Source organism: Nocardiopsis coralli (assembly GCF_014892575.1).
In the GTDB taxonomy this organism is placed as follows: Bacteria; Actinomycetota; Actinomycetes; order Streptosporangiales; family Streptosporangiaceae; genus Nocardiopsis; species Nocardiopsis coralli.
Genome location: NZ_JADBGI010000013.1, coordinates 166,019 through 184,461, shown reverse-complemented (window position 1 = coordinate 184,461; position 18,443 = coordinate 166,019). Strand labels below are relative to the sequence as shown.

13 protein-coding genes and 2 rRNA genes are annotated in these 18,443 nt (G+C 71.4%); 9 read left to right on the top strand and 6 right to left on the bottom strand.

The window, feature by feature from the left end; genetic code table 11:
* Window positions 1-92: ribosomal RNA gene (locus IDM40_RS16375) — 23S ribosomal RNA — on the top strand; the annotation flags it as partial.
* A 91-nt stretch (window positions 93-183) separates the two neighbouring features.
* A 5S ribosomal RNA gene (rrf, locus tag IDM40_RS16370) occupies window positions 184-299 on the top strand.
* 156 nt (window positions 300-455) lie between these two features.
* Here the strand turns inward: rrf and IDM40_RS16365 are convergent.
* The 4 genes from IDM40_RS16365 to IDM40_RS16350 all read right to left on the bottom strand — a co-directional run bounded on the left by IDM40_RS16365 (window position 456) and on the right by IDM40_RS16350 (window position 4,214).
* Entirely contained in the window at window positions 456-1,520 is a 1,065-nt protein-coding gene (locus tag IDM40_RS16365; RefSeq protein WP_193122865.1) for a M23 family metallopeptidase, read from the bottom strand.
* A gap of 151 nt (window positions 1,521-1,671) precedes the next feature.
* Window positions 1,672-2,256: a methylated-DNA--[protein]-cysteine S-methyltransferase gene (locus tag IDM40_RS16360; protein ID WP_193122864.1), complete on the bottom strand. Its 585-nt coding sequence runs from the start codon at window positions 2,254-2,256 to the stop codon at window positions 1,672-1,674.
* Window positions 2,253-3,764, bottom strand: a complete 1,512-nt coding sequence (locus IDM40_RS16355) for a DNA-3-methyladenine glycosylase 2 family protein (protein WP_216630886.1) — start codon at window positions 3,762-3,764, stop codon at window positions 2,253-2,255. Before IDM40_RS16355 ends, IDM40_RS16360 begins: the two co-directional genes overlap by 4 nt.
* Before the next feature lie 60 nt (window positions 3,765-3,824).
* The gene (locus IDM40_RS16350; protein WP_193122862.1) at window positions 3,825-4,214 is read right to left on the bottom strand and encodes a hypothetical protein; all 390 of its coding nucleotides are present in this window, start codon (window positions 4,212-4,214) and stop codon (window positions 3,825-3,827) included.
* 150 nt (window positions 4,215-4,364) lie between these two features.
* Here IDM40_RS16350 and IDM40_RS16345 point away from each other — a divergent pair, with 150 nt between their 5' ends.
* The 3 genes from IDM40_RS16345 (at window position 4,365) to sucD (ending at window position 7,269) form a co-directional block, all read left to right on the top strand.
* The gene (locus IDM40_RS16345; RefSeq protein ID WP_193122861.1) at window positions 4,365-4,775 is read left to right on the top strand and encodes a cobalamin B12-binding domain-containing protein; all 411 of its coding nucleotides are present in this window, start codon (window positions 4,365-4,367) and stop codon (window positions 4,773-4,775) included.
* A 421-nt stretch (window positions 4,776-5,196) separates the two neighbouring features.
* The gene (sucC, locus tag IDM40_RS16340) at window positions 5,197-6,378 is read left to right on the top strand and encodes an ADP-forming succinate--CoA ligase subunit beta (RefSeq protein WP_193122860.1); all 1,182 of its coding nucleotides are present in this window, start codon (window positions 5,197-5,199) and stop codon (window positions 6,376-6,378) included.
* Window positions 6,379-6,390: 12 nt separating this feature from the next.
* A complete protein-coding gene (gene sucD, locus IDM40_RS16335) occupies window positions 6,391-7,269 on the top strand; it encodes a succinate--CoA ligase subunit alpha (RefSeq protein WP_193122859.1) in 879 nt (292 codons plus the stop codon).
* Window positions 7,270-7,342: 73 nt separating this feature from the next.
* Here sucD and IDM40_RS16330 read toward each other — a convergent pair whose 3' ends face one another.
* Window positions 7,343-7,852: a DUF1707 SHOCT-like domain-containing protein gene (locus IDM40_RS16330; protein ID WP_193122858.1), complete on the bottom strand. Its 510-nt coding sequence runs from the start codon at window positions 7,850-7,852 to the stop codon at window positions 7,343-7,345.
* 125 nt (window positions 7,853-7,977) lie between these two features.
* Here IDM40_RS16330 and IDM40_RS16325 point away from each other — a divergent pair, with 125 nt between their 5' ends.
* The 3 genes from IDM40_RS16325 to IDM40_RS16315 all read left to right on the top strand — a co-directional run bounded on the left by IDM40_RS16325 (window position 7,978) and on the right by IDM40_RS16315 (window position 12,867).
* A complete protein-coding gene (locus IDM40_RS16325) occupies window positions 7,978-9,744 on the top strand; it encodes a cell division protein PerM (protein ID WP_328807038.1) in 1,767 nt (588 codons plus the stop codon).
* A gap of 412 nt (window positions 9,745-10,156) precedes the next feature.
* Window positions 10,157-12,271 carry a hypothetical protein gene (locus IDM40_RS16320; protein ID WP_193122857.1) on the top strand — a complete coding sequence of 705 codons (2,115 nt, stop codon included), beginning with the start codon at window positions 10,157-10,159 and terminating at the stop codon, window positions 12,269-12,271.
* Window positions 12,268-12,867 (top strand): hypothetical protein, encoded by a 600-nt coding sequence (locus tag IDM40_RS16315; protein ID WP_193122856.1) that lies wholly within the window; start codon window positions 12,268-12,270, stop codon window positions 12,865-12,867. Before IDM40_RS16320 ends, IDM40_RS16315 begins: the two co-directional genes overlap by 4 nt.
* Before the next feature lie 57 nt (window positions 12,868-12,924).
* Here IDM40_RS16315 and mfd read toward each other — a convergent pair whose 3' ends face one another.
* Window positions 12,925-16,524 (bottom strand): transcription-repair coupling factor, encoded by a 3,600-nt coding sequence (mfd, locus tag IDM40_RS16310; RefSeq protein WP_193122855.1) that lies wholly within the window; start codon window positions 16,522-16,524, stop codon window positions 12,925-12,927.
* Window positions 16,525-16,874: 350 nt separating this feature from the next.
* On the opposite strand from mfd, the gene cysC reads away from it, so the two are divergent.
* Complete coding sequence (cysC, locus tag IDM40_RS16305) at window positions 16,875-18,395, top strand: adenylyl-sulfate kinase (RefSeq protein WP_328807037.1); 1,521 nt, start codon at window positions 16,875-16,877, stop codon at window positions 18,393-18,395.
* Window positions 18,396-18,443 lie beyond the last annotated feature (48 nt).

Below are 18,443 nucleotides of genomic sequence, written 5' to 3'. Positions count from 1 at the left end.
ACTCCCTATAGACGATGGGGTTGATAGGCCGGGTGTGGAAGCCTTGTGAGGGGTGGAGCTGACCGGTACTAATAGGTCGAGGGCTTGTCCGCTGCAGATAATTGGGTGCTCGCGCATACTTGTTCACTGTCACTATGGTTTTCCTGTGCCTGAGCGTTGGTTTGGGTGTGGGTGTTTGGTTTCCGTGGTGGTTATGGTGGGAGGGTCACACCCGGTCTCATTTCGAACCCGGTCGTTAAGTCTCCTTGCGCTGATGGTACTGCCCTGTGGTGGGGTGGGAGAGTAGGTTGCTGCCACGGTTTTTTTTGAAGGGGGAGGGTCCTGTTTTCGGGGCTCTTCCCCTTTTTTTGTGCCCACACTTGTGAACATGTGAAAAATCTGCCCGTGCGCGCAGCCATCCCATACAGAAAGGGCGGACCCCCTTCCGGAGATCCGCCCCTGTATTCCGATCCGGATCAGAACCCGTAGTTGTGCATGCTCCCGCCCGGGTGCACCTCGGCCCCGTCGCGGTGTGCGTAACCGCCGTAGGCCGCGCCCTCGACGAAGGTCCACCCACCGAGCTCCAGACCGTTCAGCCCCACGTACCACCCGGCGCCGTTCGGGTCGTCGTAGGCCCGGAGCCCGAAGTGGATGTGCGGCCCGGTGGTGGAACCGCCGGCGCAGAGGCTGTTGCCCTGGGTTCCGAGGTAACTGCCGGTCTCCACGTCACCGTCGAGCCACTGGTAGTCCTCCAGGTGGTAGTAGTCCGTCGAGTACCCGTTGTCGTGGATGACGCGGGTCCACCCGTCGCACAGGCTGTACGCGTACCCGCCGCGGGCCGCGTGCGCGGTCCCGGCGCCGCCGGCGAAGTCCACCGAGCTCAGTGGCGGTTCGGAACCCCACCCGTGCGGTCCGCTCGTCATCGTCATCGACGTGCCGATCTCGAACGGCAGCCCCACGCCGGTGGCCTGGTTCGGGGAGACCCGGTCAGGGTCGGTACTGGTGGCGATGGTGTCCCGCTCTTCGGCGTCCATCAGTTCGGACTCGGCGAGCAGCTCGGCGAACTCGGGGGTGCCCTCCAGGCCGACCGCCCACTCTCCTCCGGCATGGTCGGCGGTGAACAACCACGCGTTCGGGCTGTCCTCTGCCCCCTCGGCGGCGGTCACGATGGCCACGCCGAAGGCCGCTGCCCCTTCGGCCTCCCGGACGTCGACGCGGACCTCGCGGTCCTGCGCGTCCAGGGTCTTGAGCCCGGTTCCGTGTTCGGTGAGCACGTCCTCGACGACGGCGTCGGCCAGGACCTCCTCGGCCGTGGCCCCGCCGGCGGAGGCGGGAAGGTCGGCTGCGATCTCCTCGGTGACGAGCACGCCCACGTTGGACGCGTCCGCCAGGTCGACCGAGGCCGGAGCGGGGGAGGCCTGGGCGACGCCGGCGGAGACGAGCAGGGCGGTGGCGGCGGTCAGGGTCAGCGCCGTCGACCTCGCCTGATGGGGGATGAAGCGGCCGCTGCGGACCGCACGGGGGGTGGTCGGGGGTCTCACGTGTCTCCTATGGGGGTCGGAGGTGCACGCACGACGGGGGCCATCGTGCGCTACGGAACAGTAACCGTCCGACCCCCGGACGACAAGGGTCCCGGATCACACCCCTGCCGTCCGGTCTGAGCCCCGAAGCCCCCGTCCCCAGGGGATGCCCTCATCCGTGCAGCGTGCGGGTCTCCAGCGCGAGCAGGCGTTCCTTGCGCCAGACCCCGCCGGCGTACCCGGTCAACGTGCCGTCTGCGCCGATGACCCGGTGGCAGGGCACGACGATGCTGATCGGGTTGCGGCCGTTGGCCGTGCCCACCGCGCGGGAGGAACCCGGGCGCTCGAGATCGCGGGCGAGCTCCCCGTAACTCGCGGTGCGGCCGTAGGGCACGGTCGTCAGGGCACGCCACACGGTCAGCTGCCACTCCGTGCCCCTCGGCGCCAGCGCGAGTTCGAAGTCGCGCAGCCGGCCTTCGAAGTAGGCACGCAACTGTCGCACCGCCTCGGTGAACGGGGCGTCGTCGCGCACCCACCCTTCCCCCGGGGTGAGGCCGGTGTCGTCCTTGCCGCGGGTGTGGACCCCGGTCAGTGCCTCGCCGTCGCCGGTCAGGGTGAGCTCACCGATCGGGGAGTCCATGCGTGTGTAGCGGGTCGGGCCCTCCAACGGCGTGCGGAACTCGAGCGCGGGTGCGCGCCGTTTGTCGGCGGCCTCGCCCGTGGCCCCCAGGGGCAGCATGTCCTGTTCGGTCGTCATCCTCGGCTCCCGGTGTCGGTCGGTTCGGCGGGCTCTCCGTCGCTGAGGGAGGCCCAGAGCAGATGCGTGGTGTAGGAGCGCCACGGGCTCCAACGGTGGGCGAGCGCTGCGGCTTCCCCGGGTGAGCGCGGCGCCCCCAGGCCTTCCAGCCCCAGGCGCACGCCCAGGTCCCCGGACAGGAACACGTCGGGGTCGGCCATACCGCGCATCCGGATGTAACCGGCGGTCCAGGGGCCGATCCCGTACAGGCGGAGCAGGTCCCGTTCGGTGCTCTCCCGGTCGGCGCCCGGGCCCAGGTCCACGCCGCCCGTGGCGATCGCGTCGGCCAGGCCGACGAGCGCGCGGCCCCGGGAGAGCGTCAGCCCTAGGTCGGCGGGGTCGGCCTCGGCGAGCGTCTCCGGGGACGGGAAGGCCCTGGTCAGGCCGGTCCCGTCGGCGAGCCCGTCCGGCAGCGGCTCGCCGAAGCGTGCGGCCAGCCGTCCGGCGAGGGTCCGTGCGGCCTTCACCGAGACCTGCTGGCCGAGCACGGCACGGATCGCCAGCTCGGCGGGGTCCACGTGGCCGGGGGAACGGATCCCGCGGTGCCGGCGCACGACCCCGCCCAGGAGCGGGTCCTCGCCCAGGGGCTCGGCCACGGCGGCCGGGTCGGCGTCCAGGTCCAGCATCCGCCGGCAGCGCTGCACCGCGGCGGTCAGGTCGGCGGGGTCGGTCAGCCGCAGGCGGCACAGCACGTACGGGCCGTCCGGCCCGGGGGAGAGCTCCGCGGTCCCGGGGCCGCCCGGCAGCCGCAGCACCCTCCGGTAGATGTGGCCGTCGTGTGCCTCGACCCCGTCCACCGCGCGGTCGCCGAGGAACCCCAGCATCGCGTCCAGGTCGATGGGTTCGCGGTAGGGCAGGCGCAGGGCGATGGTGCCCGGAACGCCGTCCGCCCAGGGGCGGGCCCGGCTGCGTTCCCGCAGTTGGGTCGGGGAGTGTCCGTGGATCGCCTGCATCGTCTCGTTGAACTGGCGGACACTGCCGAACCCGGCGGCGAAGGCGACGTCGGTCAGGGGCATGTCCGTGGTCTCGGTGAGGATCCGCGCGGTCTGGGCGCGTTCGCTGCGCGCCAGTGCGACCGGCCCCGCGCCGACCTCCGTGGTGAGCAGCCGGCGCAGCTGCCGCGTGCTGTACCCGAGACCGTGGGCGAGGCCGTCGACGCCGGTGCGGTCCACGGCGCCGTCCTGGATCAGGCGCATCGCCCGTCCGACGAGGTCGGCGCGGCCGTTCCACTCGGGTGAGCCGGGGGCCAGGTCGGGGCGGCACCGTTTGCAGGCGCGGTACCCCGCCTCCTGCGCCGCCGCTGCGGTCGGGTAGAACCGGGTGTTCTCACGCTGCGGGGTCCGTGCCGGGCAGCTGGGCCGGCAGTAGATCCCGGTGGTGCGCACGGCCGTGTAGAAGACCCCGTCGAAGCGGGGATCGCGGCTGTGTACGGCGCGGTAGCGCTGGTCGTCGTCGAGCACGTTCCCCATGATCGCCGATGGGGGAGAGCGGGACCGGCGGTTTTCGGCCATCGTGCTCGGCGGGGATCGTCACTGCTCGGAGCGGTTCTCCGGGGTCTCTCCGGCGTCCCGGTCCTGTTCTTCGGAGTCCGGGCCTTCCGCGCCGGCTTCCCGGTCGCCGTCGCCCTCGGTGCCGGGTTCGGGCAGCTCGCCGTGGTCGCGCAGGTAGGAGATGTAGACCGGGCGCAGGGCCTCCTGCACCTTGGGATCGGTCTCGGCGGAGAACGCCTCGTACAGCAGTCCGGAGAGTTGGGCGACGCTGGCCTCGCTGGCCTCCTGTTGACCGGCCGCGGCCTCGGCGGCGGGGATCAACCTCAGGACCCGCCAGAAGAAACGCACGTCCCATCGGCGCCGAGCCAGTTCGACCGCGTCCTCGTGCAGCTTCTCGGTGCTGATGTGGTCGAATTCGGTGTCTCCCATGTTCGGACGATACCCGTCCCTGCCCCGATCGCATTCACGTGACCTGAGTTACGCTGCACACGTGTTCGTCAACTCCTCCCGGGGTTTCGGAACAGGCCTCCCACAAGGAGGGCCGGGCGCACGGGAGGACCGTCGTTGAGGGGTTTTTCCATGGTCGAGAGCGCCGCACGCGTGGTTGTCGCCAAACCGGGTCTGGACGGCCACGACCGCGGGGTCAAGGTCGTGGCCCGCGTCCTGCGCGACGCCGGGGTCGAGGTGATCTACACGGGGCTGCGCCAGACCCCGGAGATGATCGTGGCCGCGGCCCTGCAGGAGGACGCCGACGGGATCGGTCTGTCGGTGCTCTCGGGGGCGCACATGACGATGTTCGGCCGGGTCATGGAGCTGCTGGAGGAGAACGACGCCACCGACATCCTGGTCTTCGGCGGCGGCATCATCCCGGAGGAGGACATCGAGCGTCTGGAGGGTCTGGGCGTGGCGAAGGTGTTCACGCCGGGTGCTCCCACCGCCGACATCGCCGCGTGGGTGAAGGAGAACATCCGCCCGATCCACGCGGCCTGAGGGGGGTTCGGTGCCGCCGCCGCGGGTTTCCGCGGAGGGCGCCCGTTCTGCCCCGTTCCGGGCCGTGATGTGGGTCGCATTTCCTCGGTCGCCGGAGAGGGGAAATGCCCCGGCGGCCTGTGATCGCCGGTGGTTCTGATCACAGATTTTCCCACGTGGGAACTCCGCCAATGCCGCGTGCGCGGCGTTTGCGGTGTGTGAAGGGGGATCGAAGGCGGCCCCGGTGTCCACCCCGGTTTTCCTCGGCGACTAAGCTTTGCGCATGTCGCGGGTGGCTACGCCGCGGCGATCTCGATCTTCTGTAAACGGCTCAGCCCTACGGGGCAGGCGTCGTGTGACACGAGTCAGTGGGTCACAGCCGATCCGGACGAGGCCACCCCCGTAGACATTCTGAGCCAGCGAGCAACAAGGACGGACCCTCGTGGACCTGTTCGAATACCAGGCGAAGGAACTCTTCGCAGAGTACGGGGTTCCCGTACCCCAGGGGAAGGTGGCGAGCACGGCCGCTGAGGCACGTGCCATCGCTGAGGAGTTCGCCGCCGCCGGCAAGACCCGCGTCGTCGTCAAGGCGCAGGTCAAGACCGGTGGCCGCGGCAAGGCCGGCGGTGTGAAGGTCGCCGACGACGCCGAGGACGCCCAGGCCAAGGCCGAGCAGATCCTCGGAATGGACATCAAGGGCCACACGGTCCACCGTGTCCTCGTCGAAGAGGCCTCCGAGATCGAGGAGGAGTACTACTTCTCCTTCCTGCTCGACCGCGCCAACCGCACCTTCCTGTCGATCTGCTCCGCCGAGGGCGGCATGGAGATCGAGGAGGTCGCCGAGACCAACCCCGACGCGGTCGCCAAGATCTCGATCGACGCCCTCAAGGGCGCCCCGGCCGACGTGGCCGCGGAGATCGTCAAGTCCGGCAAGCTGCCCGAGGCCGCGGCCCAGGGCGCTGCCGAGGTCGTCACCAAGCTGTGGGACGCCTTCGTCGGCAAGGACGCGACCCTGGCCGAGGTCAACCCGCTCATCCTGACCAAGGACGGCCGCGTCGTCGCGCTCGACGGCAAGGTCACCCTGGACGAGAACGCCGAGTTCCGCCAGGACCTGGAGAGCCTCGCCGCTCCCGAGGAGGGCGACCCCCTCGAGGTCAAGGCCAAGGCCAAGGGCCTGAACTACGTCAAGCTCGACGGTCAGGTCGGCATCATCGGCAACGGCGCGGGCCTGGTCATGTCCACCCTGGACGTGGTCGCCTACGCCGGCGAGAGCCACGGCGGCGTCAAGCCCGCCAACTTCCTCGACATCGGTGGCGGTGCCTCGGCCGAGGTCATGGCCAACGGTCTCGAGATCATTCTCGGCGACACCGACGTCAAGAGCGTCTTCGTCAACGTCTTCGGCGGCATCACCGCCTGCGACGCCGTCGCGAACGGCATCGTGCAGGCGCTGGAGATGCTCGAGCAGCGCGGTGACGACGTCAGCAAGCCGCTGGTCGTCCGCCTCGACGGCAACAACGCCGAGCTGGGTCGCGAGATCCTGACCGAGCGGGCCCACCCGGCCGTGCGACAGGTCGACACGATGGACGGCGCCGCCGCTCAGGCCGCCGAGCTCGCGGCGAAGTAGGGGACAAGAACCATGGCTATCTTCCTGAACAAGGACAGCAAGGTGCTGGTCCAGGGCATGACCGGCTCTGAGGGCACCAAGCACACCCGCCGCATGCTGGCCTCCGGGACCAACATCGTCGGTGGCGTGAACCCGCGCAAGGCGGGCACCAACGTCGACTTCGACGGCAACGAGATCCCCGTCTTCGGCTCCGTCGCCGAGGGCATGGAGGCCACCGGTGCCGACGTGACCGTGATCTTCGTTCCGCCGAAGTTCACCAAGAGCGCCGTCATCGAGGCCATCGACGCCGAGATCGGCCTGGCCGTCGTCATCACCGAGGGCATCCCGGTGCACGACACCGCCGCTTTCTGGGCGTACGCGGGCTCCAAGGGCAACAAGACCCGGATCATCGGTCCGAACTGCCCCGGCCTGATCACGCCCGGTGAGTCCAACGCGGGCATCATCCCGGCCAACATCACCAAGCCCGGCCGCATCGGTCTGGTGTCCAAGTCCGGCACCCTGACCTACCAGATGATGTACGAGCTGCGTGACATCGGCTTCTCCTCCGCCGTCGGTATCGGTGGTGACCCGATCATCGGCACCACGCACATCGACGCGCTGAAGGCGTTCCAGGACGACCCCGACACCGACGTCATCGTGATGATCGGTGAGATCGGCGGCGACGCCGAGGAGCGTGCGGCCGACTTCATCAAGGACAACGTGACCAAGCCGGTCGTCGGCTACGTCGCGGGCTTCACCGCCCCGGAGGGCAAGACCATGGGCCACGCCGGCGCCATCGTCTCCGGTTCCTCCGGCACGGCCTCCGCCAAGAAGGAGGCCCTCGAGGCCGTCGGCGTCAAGGTCGGCAAGACCCCGAGCGAGGCGGCCCAGCTCGTGCGCGACCAGTTCTAGGAACTGTTCGGCAGCTGTGCTCACGGCCCCGTCGCCCGGCCCCCGTGGTCGGTGCGGCGGGGCCGTCGCCGTGTCAGGGGGCTTCGGTGCCCCGGTTCCGTTCGCGCTGTGAGCGGAAGTGCGCGGTCAGGGGGATCACCACCATGACCCCGACGACCGCGAGGAAGACGAGGACGGACGCGACGCTGCCGGCGAAGAACGCGGGCAGGCCCCACACGAAGAAGAGGAACCCGGCGCCCCCGAACGCGGACGCGAGGTTCATGCTGCCGCACGTTCCTTCGTCCTCGTCCTTGCTGCCGTCGGCCTTACCGGTCTCGTCGGCGTCCCTGGCGGGCGGTGTGGCGGGTGTGGCCGATGGGGCTGCTGTGGGGACCGGGGGCTGTGCGACCGCGCTCGGCCAGAGTTGCTGGGGCAGGTCGTCGAAGACCGGGCGCAGGTCGTCGTTGGTTCGTGCGCTCAGGGCCCGGTGCGTGCGCTCGCCGTGTTCGTCGACGGAGAGCCGTCCCTCCTCCAGGGCCGTGCGCAGGTGGCCGAGCGCCTCGTCGCGTTCGGAGTCCGAGATGCGGTAATGCAGGTCGCTCATGGCCGGGCCTTTCGGGGGGAGATGCTCCTTCCTGTGACGTACCCGTTTCGGTCGGGGTTCCCACGGGCACGACACGCGAGCCCAGGAGGCCCTGGCGCATTCCGGTGCCTGGCAGCATAAGTCGGGTGAGTACGCCAGGATCTCCCCCCGACGCCGAACTTCCCCGTCCCGTCTACTCCACCGGCGGTGTTGCCGCCGCCTCCGCCGCGGGCATCGGGCTCGCCGCGCTCATCACCCTGACCATCGCGGGTTGGGTGGCCGCGCCCCACGACGCGTTCGCCGACGAGATCGCCGAGCTGCTGCAGGGCGCGGTCCTGGCGTGGCTGGTGGGCCACCTCGTTCCGTTCGGGACCGAGGGCGCGCAGATCTCGCTGCTCCCCCTGGGGCTGGTGCTGCTGCCCGGGATCCTGCTGTACCGGTCAGGGCGGTGGTTGGCCCGCAACTGCGAGATCGTGCGGCTGCGCCACGTGCACCGTGCCGCCGTCGCCATCGCCGGGCCCTACGCGGCGATCGCGGGGACGCTGGCACTGTTGGCGCGCACGGAGGCCGTGGAACCGAGCATGGTGTGGGCGCTCGTCATGGGCTTCTCGATCGCGTTCGTCGCGGGCGGGCTGGGGGTGCTGCGCCAGCTCATGCGCGACAAGCAGGTCAGCCCGAGCGCGCTGCTGGACCTGATGCCGCCGCGTGCGCGCTCGCTCATGGTGGGGGCGCTGGCGTCGACCGGAACCCTGGTGCTCGGCGGGGTCCTGCTGTTCCTGACCGCGCTGGCCGTGAGCATGCCCGAGGCGATCGACACCACGCGTGCGTTGGGGCCGGGGATCGTGGGCGGGGCGCTGTTGCTGATCGTGCAGCTGGCCTACCTGCCGAACGCGATCGTGTACGCGGTCTGTTACACGCTCGGGCCCGGGTTCGCTTTGGGGGAGATGACGGTCGTGGCGCCCACGGGGGTGTCGGTGGGTCCGTTGCCGCTGTTCCCGATGCTGGCGGCGCTGCCGGAGAACGGTCCGGCGCCGGTGCTGTCGTTGGGGGCGTTGGCGGTGCCGTTCATCGCCGGGGCGTTGGGCGGGGTGCTGACCCAGCGCAGCGCTCCGGACGTGGTGAGCGAGGCCGCGCCGCTGTGGGGGTTCGTCTGCGGGATCACCACGGGGATCACGGTGGCGGCGTTCGCGCTGGTGACCGGGGGATCCCTGGGTGCGGTCCGGTTGGCCGACGTGGGTCCGTCGGCGTGGCAGGTCGGTCTGGTGGCCGCGCTGGAGGTCGGTGTGGCTGCCGCGGTGGCGGCCTGGATCGCGAACTGGTGGTACAGCCGTAAGCTCCGCCTGGCCGGGGTCGAGCCGGGGTCGCCGCGGGCGCGTGAGACCGCGCGCGGACGCAGGGCGCCCGAGCCCGACCCGCCGCGGGCCGGGGGGTTGGCGGTCGCCGAGACCTCGTTGTCGGTTCCGAAGGGTGAAGGTCTGGCGACCGTGACGGCGCTGCGGCCGCGCGAGGAGGACGAGGACGGCGGTTCCGCGGCGGCGGGGGCCACGACGAAGACTGCGCCGCAGGGTGCGCCCGGGGCCCCGCCGAAGGGATCGCCGGAAGCTTCCCCCGACGACTCGGAGCCCTCGCCGAAGGAACGCCGCGAGGCACGGCGCCGCAACCGCGACGTGTACCGCAGCGACCGCGTCGCCGAGCGCGCCGCCCGCCGGGAGGCGCGGGAGGAGCTGAGGGCCCACCGCAGGGCGGAGAAGGCGGACCAGCCCTCGCGCGGAGAGGTGCGGGCGCAGCGTAAGGCGGACAAGGCCGAGAAGCGCGCGCGAGGTGAGCGCTGGTGGCGGCGGAACCCGGCCGAGGAGGACGGTGACGACCTGTTCGGCATCACCTATGAGGCGGAGGATTCGCCGAAGGAGTGACCCGCCCCCGGAACCGCAACGCCTCGCGCGCGGATGTAGCGCGTAGTGCCGGACCGAGTGTGCGGGCCGGAACGCGACCGGTCGGCCGGGCCGGTTCGCCTGCCGGTGGGCGGCCTTCGGCGCTGGCGTCCGTGGAAGGTTCCGTCTGGCTCGCGAGTGTGGGTGGTTCTCGTAGGACGGAGAGCGGGAGCGGGAGACCTTGCGGGGAGCGTGCCCAGTGGGTCGGGGACTGCTTCCGCTCGTCGGTGGGCACTCGCTAGCGCTCGCGCTCCACCGACGAGCGTCCGTGGTTGCGCGTCTTCGGTGGTGCGCGTAGTGGTGCGTGTGTGGGGGCGGGGCGAACGAATCCGCCGGGAAGCGCCTCTCACCACGGGAACCCGACCCGAACGCCCCGACCGTCCCCCGGAGCAACATGTTCATCCTTCCCTGCCCGCACCGCGCAGTCCTCGACGGTGTCGACGACATCGACTGGGTGGCTCTGGGCGGCCCCGACGCCTTGCAGGTTCCCGACGCTCTGCGTTCCGTCGCCACGACCGAGGACCCGGGCGTCGACGGCGTCGGAGACATCTCGTCCGAGTACCTCCTCGAGATCGCCGGCGCCGACGACCTGGAACCGACCGCCCCGACCCCGGCAGCGGCCCACATCGTCCCGTTCCTCCAGGCGTTGGTGGCCGACCACGAGGTCTGGGACCGGACCGAACCGTTGGAAGATCTTCTGTTCATCGCGATGAGCCACCGGAGAGCGCCCGACGCCCAACCCGCTCTGGGGAGGGTCCTCGACGGCCTGGTGCCGTTCACGGTCGGTCTGTTCGACGACACCGAGGACGACGTCCGGTGCACGGCTTTCAAACTCGCGGCGGAGCTCCCGCTGCGGGACCCGGCGGACGCCGAAGCCGTCGCGTACGCTCTCCGGGCCCGCGTGGTTTCCCCGGAGAAGCGGATAGCGGGCGGTGCGCTGACTGCACTGTCCGTCCTGGTCCCACCAGGTGATACCGATCGCTACCTGGCGCCGGGGTTCGGTCCGTGGGCCCGCCGGAGTGCGGCCGGGATCCTGGCGAACTCCGATCGGCCGTGGACGCCTGAAGCCACCCGGGCGGTGCTCGAGTGCGGTTCCGCCCCCGGGCAGACCCGGAGCTTGGTACTCGCCGCCCGGGATCCCGGACGCAGGGAGCATCTGCTGCGAGGCGTCCGCTCCGACAGCGCCGGGGCTGCGGCATGGGCCCTACGCGCGGTCTCCGACCTGTCGCGCGAGGTCAGGTCGGAGCGCACCCACCTGGCACCCGTGTTGGGCGAAGCCCTCGACCATCCGAGTCCGGTGATCCGTGGCCGGGCGGTCCGGCTCATCTTCGGTAACCCGCCCGCTGCCGGATGCCTCACGGATCGGCTGGCAGCCCTGGCCGAGACCGGGCTTCACGAGTCCCGGGGGGACGGTGACGGGGACTGGGCCGTGGCGGCGCTCCTGCGCGCGGGTGACCCGAGGTGGCGCGTGCCGGTGCTGGACACACTGCGTCAGGGAATGGTGATCGCCGGGGACACCATGTGTGAACAGGAGGTCCCTTTCGATCCGGAACTCTTCGAAGCGGTGCGCACCGCGCTGGAACATTCGTCGGTCCAACAGGTGCCTCGGGACCACGACCTGGCGGACCTCCTGGTGTCCTGGGGAGGGCCCGCAGCTTCCGCCGGACCGGTCCTGGCCCGTCTGGCCAGGCGTGACCTGATCCGCAGGTCGGGTGCGGGGCTCGCGTGGATGAACGCGCTCATCTCGCTCGGGCCGAGCGCACATGCGGCCGTTCCGCTCCTACGGCAGGACGTGGCCGACGCCGGTCTCGAAAAATGCGTGCGGCGGGCGATGGGCGTTGCTCTTGCCGCATTGACCGAGGACGCGGACGCGCTGGCCGAGGCTCGGTCCGCCTCGTCGGGGGACCGGTCCCATTACATGGAACAGACGTTGCTCGATCGGCACTTCCCCCTCGCCCCCGAAGCGGAGCAGCTGCGCACGCAGGTCCGCGCAGATCTTGAAGACACACGCAGACCGGTGGACGGTGTCCGCGCGGCCGTCCGGCTGCTGGAGCTGACGGGAGAGACCGAGCTGCCCCTGGAGCTCGCACGCCGGGGCCTGGCCGAGCCGCTCTGGGAGGGGTGGCCCGCGGTGATCATCGAGGCGTTGGGGGACCGCGCGGCCGAGCTGGAGGGCCCACTGCCCCCAATGCCCCCACCGGGACCGAGTGACCTGCAGTCAAGGCTCGAACGAGGACTCTCGTCGGCCCTTGTCACCGGGGACCGGGAACCCTTGCACGAAGCAATGGGGATCGCTCTCACGGACAGGGGTGTATCGAACCTCGACACGTGGGTGAGGCGCCTCGGGCCCGAGGCCGCGCCCTTCCATGCACGCCTGTGGGCGCTGTGCGAGGGGGAAGCGCCCTTGATGGACGGCGTCTACCTCGACGAGCGCATGCGCGGTCTCCTGCGCGCCGTACTGCGGGAGCAGGGTGCTGCCCCACCCACACCGATCCGGAGAGTTCTATGACCTTCTTCTTCCCCGGCGAGACGTCCCGCCTCCTTGACCGCTCGGGGCTCGACGACGTCGACTGGGTCGCGCTGGGCGGCCCCGATGCCGACCGTGTCCCCTCGGCGCTGCGGACCGTGGCCCCCACCGAGGACCTGGGGGACCCGTACCTGTGGGACCAGGCCCACATCTACCTGGAGAAGGTCGGCGGTTACGCCTACGAGGAGCAGCTCGTCCCGACCCCGGTGACCGAGCACCTGATCCCGTTCTTCGAGGTCGTGGTGTTGGACCCCGAGGTCTATGACCGCGACGCCCTCGTCGAGTGCTTGCGGGAGATCGCGTTGAGCCACCGGAGGGCCCCGCACGCGCAACCCGGGCTCGGCCTCGCCCTGGAAGACCTGGTCCCGTTCGCTGTCGGCCTGTTCGCCGACCCCGACCGTCGAGTGCGCCAGGAGGCGTTCCAGCTCGTCACGGAACTGCCGTTGAAGGGCCGGGCGACCATCGACACCGTGGTCGGCGCGCTCGAGGACCGCGTCGCAGCCGACGAGCCCGAGGCCGACCCGGGGGCGGTGGAGGCGCTCACCGAGCTACGCCGTCGGCACGGGACCGGCCGGTAGCGTCGCGTGCCCCCGACCGCGCGGGCGGGCGCACGCGCGCCCGCCCGTCCACGCGCGCTAGCCCTGGGTCGCCTTCAGGTTCGGCTCGAAGATCGCGGACACGAAGTCCGTGCACCACTTCAGCAGCTCCAGGTCGCGCAGCGGCTTGCCGCCGATCCCCCCGGCCTTGGGCACGGGCACCAGGAGCGTCTTCGTGGCCTCCTTCACGACCGTCTTCGGGTACATGCGCCGCAGCCGCAGCTCCTGCGACTCCCGCAGGTCGGCCACGGCCGGCCCGGAGAACCGGATCTGGTTGCCCTGCAGCGTCACGTCGCTGAGTCCGGCGGCGGTGGCCAGCACCCGGAAGCGCGCGACCGCCATGAGGTTGTCCACGGGCTGCGGCGGCACGCCGTACCGGTCGTTGAGCTCCTCGTAGGCCGAACGGATGTCGTCCTCGCCGGCCACGCTCGCGATCCGCTTGTAGGACTGCAGCCGCAGCCGCTCCCCGGGCACGTAGTCGTGCGGGATGTGTGCGTTGACGGGCAGCTCGACCTTGGCCTCGACCGCCTCCTCGGCGGCGGCCGGGTCGCCCTTGAGCTCGGCGACGGCCTCGCTGACCATGCGCACGTACAGATCGAAGCCCACACCGGCGATGGTCCCGGACTGCTCGGCGCCCAGGATGTTGCCGGCGCCGCGGATCTCCAGGTCCTTCATGGCCACGTACATGCCCGCACCGGTCTCGGTGTGCTGGGCGACGGTCGCGAGCCGCTCGTAGGCGGTCTCCGACAGCGGCCGCTCGGGCGGGTACAGGAAGTAGGCGTAGGCGCGCTCGCGCCCGCGCCCCACACGCCCGCGCAGCTGGTGGAGCTGGGACAGCCCGTAGGTGTCGGCGCGGTCGATGATGAGGGTGTTGGCGTTGGGCACGTCGAGCCCGGACTCCACGATCGTGGTGGAGACCAGCACGTCGTAGTTCTTCTCCCAGAAGTCGACCATGACCTTCTCGAGCTGCTGCTCGTTCATCTGGCCGTGGGCGTAGGCGATGCGCGCCTCGGGCACGAGCCGGCGCAGCGCAGCCGTGGCCTTCTCGATGGAGGAGACCCGGTTGTGCACGAAGAACACCTGGCCCTCGCGCATGAGCTCGCGCCGGATCGCGGCGGCGATCTGCTTGTCCTCGTAGGGCCCGACGAAGGTCAGGACGGGGTGGCGTTCCTCGGGCGGGGTGAGGATCGTGGTCATCTCGCGGATGCCGGTCATGCCCATCTCCAGGGTGCGGGGGATGGGCGTGGCCGACATGGCGAGCACGTCGACCTGGGTGCGCAGCCGCTTGAGCGCTTCCTTGTGCTCGACGCCGAAGCGCTGCTCCTCGTCGATGATGACCAGGCCGAGCTCCTTGAACCGGGTCTCGGAGGACAGCAGCCGGTGCGTGCCGATGACGATGTCGACCTCGCCGTTGCGCAGCCCCTCGCGGGTGGCCTCGACCTCGCCCTCGGTCTGGAAGCGGGAGAGCGGCTTGACGTTGACGGGGAACGACGCGTACCGCTCCGCGAAGGTCGACATGTGCTGCTGCACCAGCAGGGTGGTGGGCACCAGCACGGCGACCTGCTTGCCGTCCTGCACGGCCTTGAAGGCGGCGCGCACGGCCACCTCGGTCTTGCCGTAACCGACGTCGCCGCAGATGAGGCGGTCCATGGGCACGGACTTGCCCATGTCGTTCTTGACCTCCTCGATGGCGGCGAGCTGGTCGGGGGTCTCCACGTACGGGAAGGCGTCCTCGAGCTCGTGCTGCCAGGGGGTGTCGGGGCCGAAGGCGTGCCCGGGCGAGGCCTGGCGTGCGGAGTAGAGGCGGATGAGGTCGCCGGCGATCTCGCGCACGACCTTGCGGGCGCGGTTCTTGGCCTTGTTCCACTCGGCGCCGCCCATCTTGGACAGCGTGGGGGCCTCGCCGCCGACGTAGCGGGTGACCTCGCCGAGCTGTTCGGTGGGCACGAAGAGGCGGTCGCCGGGCTGGCCGCGCTTGGAGGGCGCGTACTCGATGAGCAGGTACTCGCGGGTGGCGCCCTGGATCTGGCGGCTGACCATCTCCAGGTAGCGGCCCACCCCGTGCTGCTCGTGCACGACGTAGTCGCCGGGCTTGAGCTGGAGCGGGTCGACGGTGCCCTTGCGCCGGCTGGGCATGCGGCGCATGTCGCGGGTGGAGGACTTCTGCCCGGCCAGGTCGGTCTCGGTGAGCACGACGGTCTGCACCGAACGCAGCAGGAACCCGTGGTCCACGAGCCCGGTGGTGACCGTCGCGACCGCCCGGCGCGGGGGTTCGGTGAGGTCGTCGGTGTGCTGGGCGCCCAGCCCGGCGTCGCGCAGCATGGACACGAAGCGTTCGGCGGGCCCGTGCCCCTGGGTGACGAGCACGACGCTCCAGTTGTCGTGCAGCCAGCCCTTGATGTCGGCCAGGGCGCGTTCGGTGTCGCCGCGGTAGGTGTCGGCTGCCACCGCGCCGACGGTCACGGCGTCGTCCTCCTCGCCGGGCGCGGTGCCGTCGCCGGAGCTGAAGGGGGTGAGCCCCCACCAGGGCAGCCCGGAGTCGGCTGCGATGCCGCGCAGCTCGGCGATGGACATGTACGCCGACCCGCCCAGGTCGATGGGTGCCTCACCGCCGGAGGCGGCGTTGATCCAGGACGCGTCGAGGAACTCGGCGCTGGTGGCCTCGAGCTCGAGGGCGCGGGTGCGGATGCGTTCGGGGTCGCAGCCCACCACCATCGCGTTCTCGGGCAGGTACGACAGCAGGGGTTCCATGTGCTCGGCGAGCACGGGCGCGAAGGCCTCCATGCCCTCGACCGCGACCCCGTCGGCGATCTTGTTCAGGACCTCGGCCAGCGAGGGGTGCTGCTCGGCCAGGTCGCGGGCGCGCGAGCGCACGGTGTCGGTGAGCAGGAGTTCGCGGCAGGGCGGGGCGAACAGGCCGGAGGCGGCGTCGCCGGTGCCGTCGGAACCGGGGTTGATGGAGCGCTGGTCGGCGACCTGGAAGTAGCGGATCTCCTCGACGGTGTCGCCCCAGAACTCCAGGCGGAGCGGGTGTTCCTCGGTGGGCGGGAAGACGTCGAGGATGCCGCCGCGCACGGCCATGTCGCCGCGCTTCTCCACCAGGTCCACACGTGAGTAGCCGGCGTCGGCGAGCCCCTGGACGACCTCTTCCATGGGCTGTTCGTCGCCGGGGCGCACCCGCACGGGCTCGAGGCCGCCCAGGCCGCCCACGAGCGGCTGCAGGACGCTGCGGATGGGCGCGACGATCACACGCAGGGGTGCGGTGAGCGGGTCGTCGGGGTCGGGGTGGGCCAGGCGGCGCAGGACCGCCAGGCGCTGGCCGACGGTGTCGGAGCGGGGCGAGAGGCGCTCGTGGGGGAGGGTCTCCCACGCGGGGAAGAGCGCGACGGAGTGCTCGGGCAGCAGGGAACCGAGCGCGTCGGTGAGGTCGGAGGCCTCCCGCTCGGTGGCGGTCACGGCCAGCAGTGGCCGACCGGCGCCCTCGGGGGCGTCGGCTGCCAGCGACCCGACCATGAACGGCCGCAGCGCCGACGGGGCGACGAGGTCGAGATGGGGATCGTCGCCCTGTCGAGCGGTCTCGATCGCGCTGTGCAGCGCCGGGTCCTTGACGACGTCGGCGAGAAGTCCAAAGAGGCTCATAGCACCAGAAAGTGGGAGTGGTCCGGCTGTCGGGCGGTGGATGAACGCGGCCCGAGGAACGAGACGGCTGCGAGAGATGTGCGTGGAGGCCGCCCGGCTCCTTCCAGCTTATCCGGATCGGCTCTCCGGCGCGGCGGCCCTGTGGACAGAGGCGGCGGAGCGGTCCGGAAGCGGTCGGCGGCGTGCGTCGGCGGTCCCGGCGGGGGCCCGGGCGCGGCCCGTGGTCCCACTCTGGACAGAACCGCCGGTGAGCTGCGGGTATTCCGCTCCGGGCGATGCAGGGGGTCCGGCCGCGGGGCGGCGTCATACGCTTGGGGCCGTTCACGTCGAGCCGGTTGGAGAGGACACACGTGGTGAGAGAGGACAGGTCGCCCGAGGACACGGGTGGGACCGACGTTCCCAGCCTGGCCCCCGGTCCGGAGGCCCTCGCGCACCTGGAACTCGTCCTGAGCGGTGCGTGTCCGCTCTCCGGGTTCATGACCGGGGACGAGGCCGCGTCGGTGGAGCGGGAGGGCCGCCTGCCCGACGGGCGCGAGTGGCCGGTTCCGGTCACCCTGGAGGTCCCCGAGTCCCTGGCCGGCTCCGACCGTGTGCTCCTGACCGACCCCGAGGGCGCGCCCCTGGCCGAGCTGCGCGTCTCCGAGTTCTGGCGCGGCGGTTCCGGAGCGCTGCACGCGGCCGGCGAGGTCGGGCTCGTGCGCCCGCCCATGTACGGGGTGCTGCGCGAGCTGCGCCTGACCCCCGCCGAGGTGCGTGGACAGCACGAGGCCGGGCCCTTCGCCGACCGCCCCCTGCTCGCGGTGGTGACCGACCGCCCGCTGCACCACCGGGCGCTGCACCAGATCCGCGAGTGCGCCGAGGAACTGGGCCGCGCCGAGGTGCTGGTCCTGGTCGACACCGGGCTGGTGGACGGGGACACGGCGGGCGCCGTGCTGGCCGCCGAACCCCTACTGCCGGCCCGCACGACCTTCGTGGCCCTGACCCTGCCGCGCGGCCGTTCCGGCGCCGGTTTCGGCGGCCGTTGGACCCCGCGCCAGGTCGGTCTGGCCGCGCACGTGTCCGCCGCGTACGGGGCCACGCACGTGATGGTCGAGGGCGGCCCCGCCCCCGAGGCGGCCGAGGGAGGCGCCGAGTACGTCGACCCCGGGCCCTGGCGCTTCGACGAGGACAGCCAGCTGTGGTCCCCGGCCGAGAAGGTGCCCGAGGCCACGGGGCGCGACGAACTCACCGACGACGAGGTCGAGGCCGAACTGGCCCACGGGCGCGAGCTCCCTGCCTGGTTCACCCCCGCGCGGGTGGCGGCCGAGATGGCCCGCCTGCGCCCGGCCCGCACGCGCCGGGGCCTGACGGTGCTGCTGTCGGGGCTGTCCGGGTCGGGCAAGTCCACGATCGCGCGCGGGGTCTGTGACGGGATCCGGCGTTCGGGCCGCACCGTGACCCTGCTCGACGGCGACGTGGTGCGGCGCCTGTTGTCGAAGGGGCTGACGTTCTCCCGCGAGGACCGCGAGCTCAACATCCGCCGCATCGGTTACGTGGCCTCGGAGATCACCCGGCACGGCGGGGTGGCGGTGTGCGCGCCCATCGCGCCCTACGAGGCGGGCCGCCGCGAGGTGCAGGCGATGGTCGAGGAGTTCGGCGACTTCTTCCTGGTGCACGTGGCCACCCCGCTGGAGGTGTGCGAGGAGCGCGACCGCAAGGGCCTGTACGCCAAGGCGCGCGCGGGCGAGATCCCCGAGTTCACCGGCATCTCCGACCCCTACGAGGAACCGTCGGACCCCGCCCTGGTCGTCGACACCACCGGCACCGACCCCGCCGAGTCCGTGGCCGAGGTCCTGGCGTCCCTGCGCGAGGGCGGGTGGCTGCCGCAGTGAGCAGGACGCAGGCCGGCAGCGGCGCGCAGCAGGCCCGGCACGACACGA

Bases quoted from the DNA above. Each gene is read 5' to 3' on its own strand.
- IDM40_RS16360 (WP_193122864.1), bottom strand. From the start codon at position 2,256: ATGACGACCGAACAGGACATGCTGCCCCTGGGGGCCACGGGCGAGGCC.
- IDM40_RS16355 (WP_216630886.1), bottom strand. From the start codon at position 3,764: ATGGGGAACGTGCTCGACGACGACCAGCGCTACCGCGCCGTACACAGC.
- IDM40_RS16350 (WP_193122862.1), bottom strand. From the start codon at position 4,214: ATGGGAGACACCGAATTCGACCACATCAGCACCGAGAAGCTGCACGAG.
- IDM40_RS16345 (WP_193122861.1), top strand. From the start codon at position 4,365: ATGGTCGAGAGCGCCGCACGCGTGGTTGTCGCCAAACCGGGTCTGGAC.
- sucD (WP_193122859.1), top strand. From the start codon at position 6,391: ATGGCTATCTTCCTGAACAAGGACAGCAAGGTGCTGGTCCAGGGCATG.
- IDM40_RS16330 (WP_193122858.1), bottom strand. From the start codon at position 7,852: ATGAGCGACCTGCATTACCGCATCTCGGACTCCGAACGCGACGAGGCG.
- IDM40_RS16320 (WP_193122857.1), top strand. From the start codon at position 10,157: ATGTTCATCCTTCCCTGCCCGCACCGCGCAGTCCTCGACGGTGTCGAC.
- IDM40_RS16315 (WP_193122856.1), top strand. From the start codon at position 12,268: ATGACCTTCTTCTTCCCCGGCGAGACGTCCCGCCTCCTTGACCGCTCG.
- mfd (WP_193122855.1), bottom strand. From the start codon at position 16,524: ATGAGCCTCTTTGGACTTCTCGCCGACGTCGTCAAGGACCCGGCGCTG.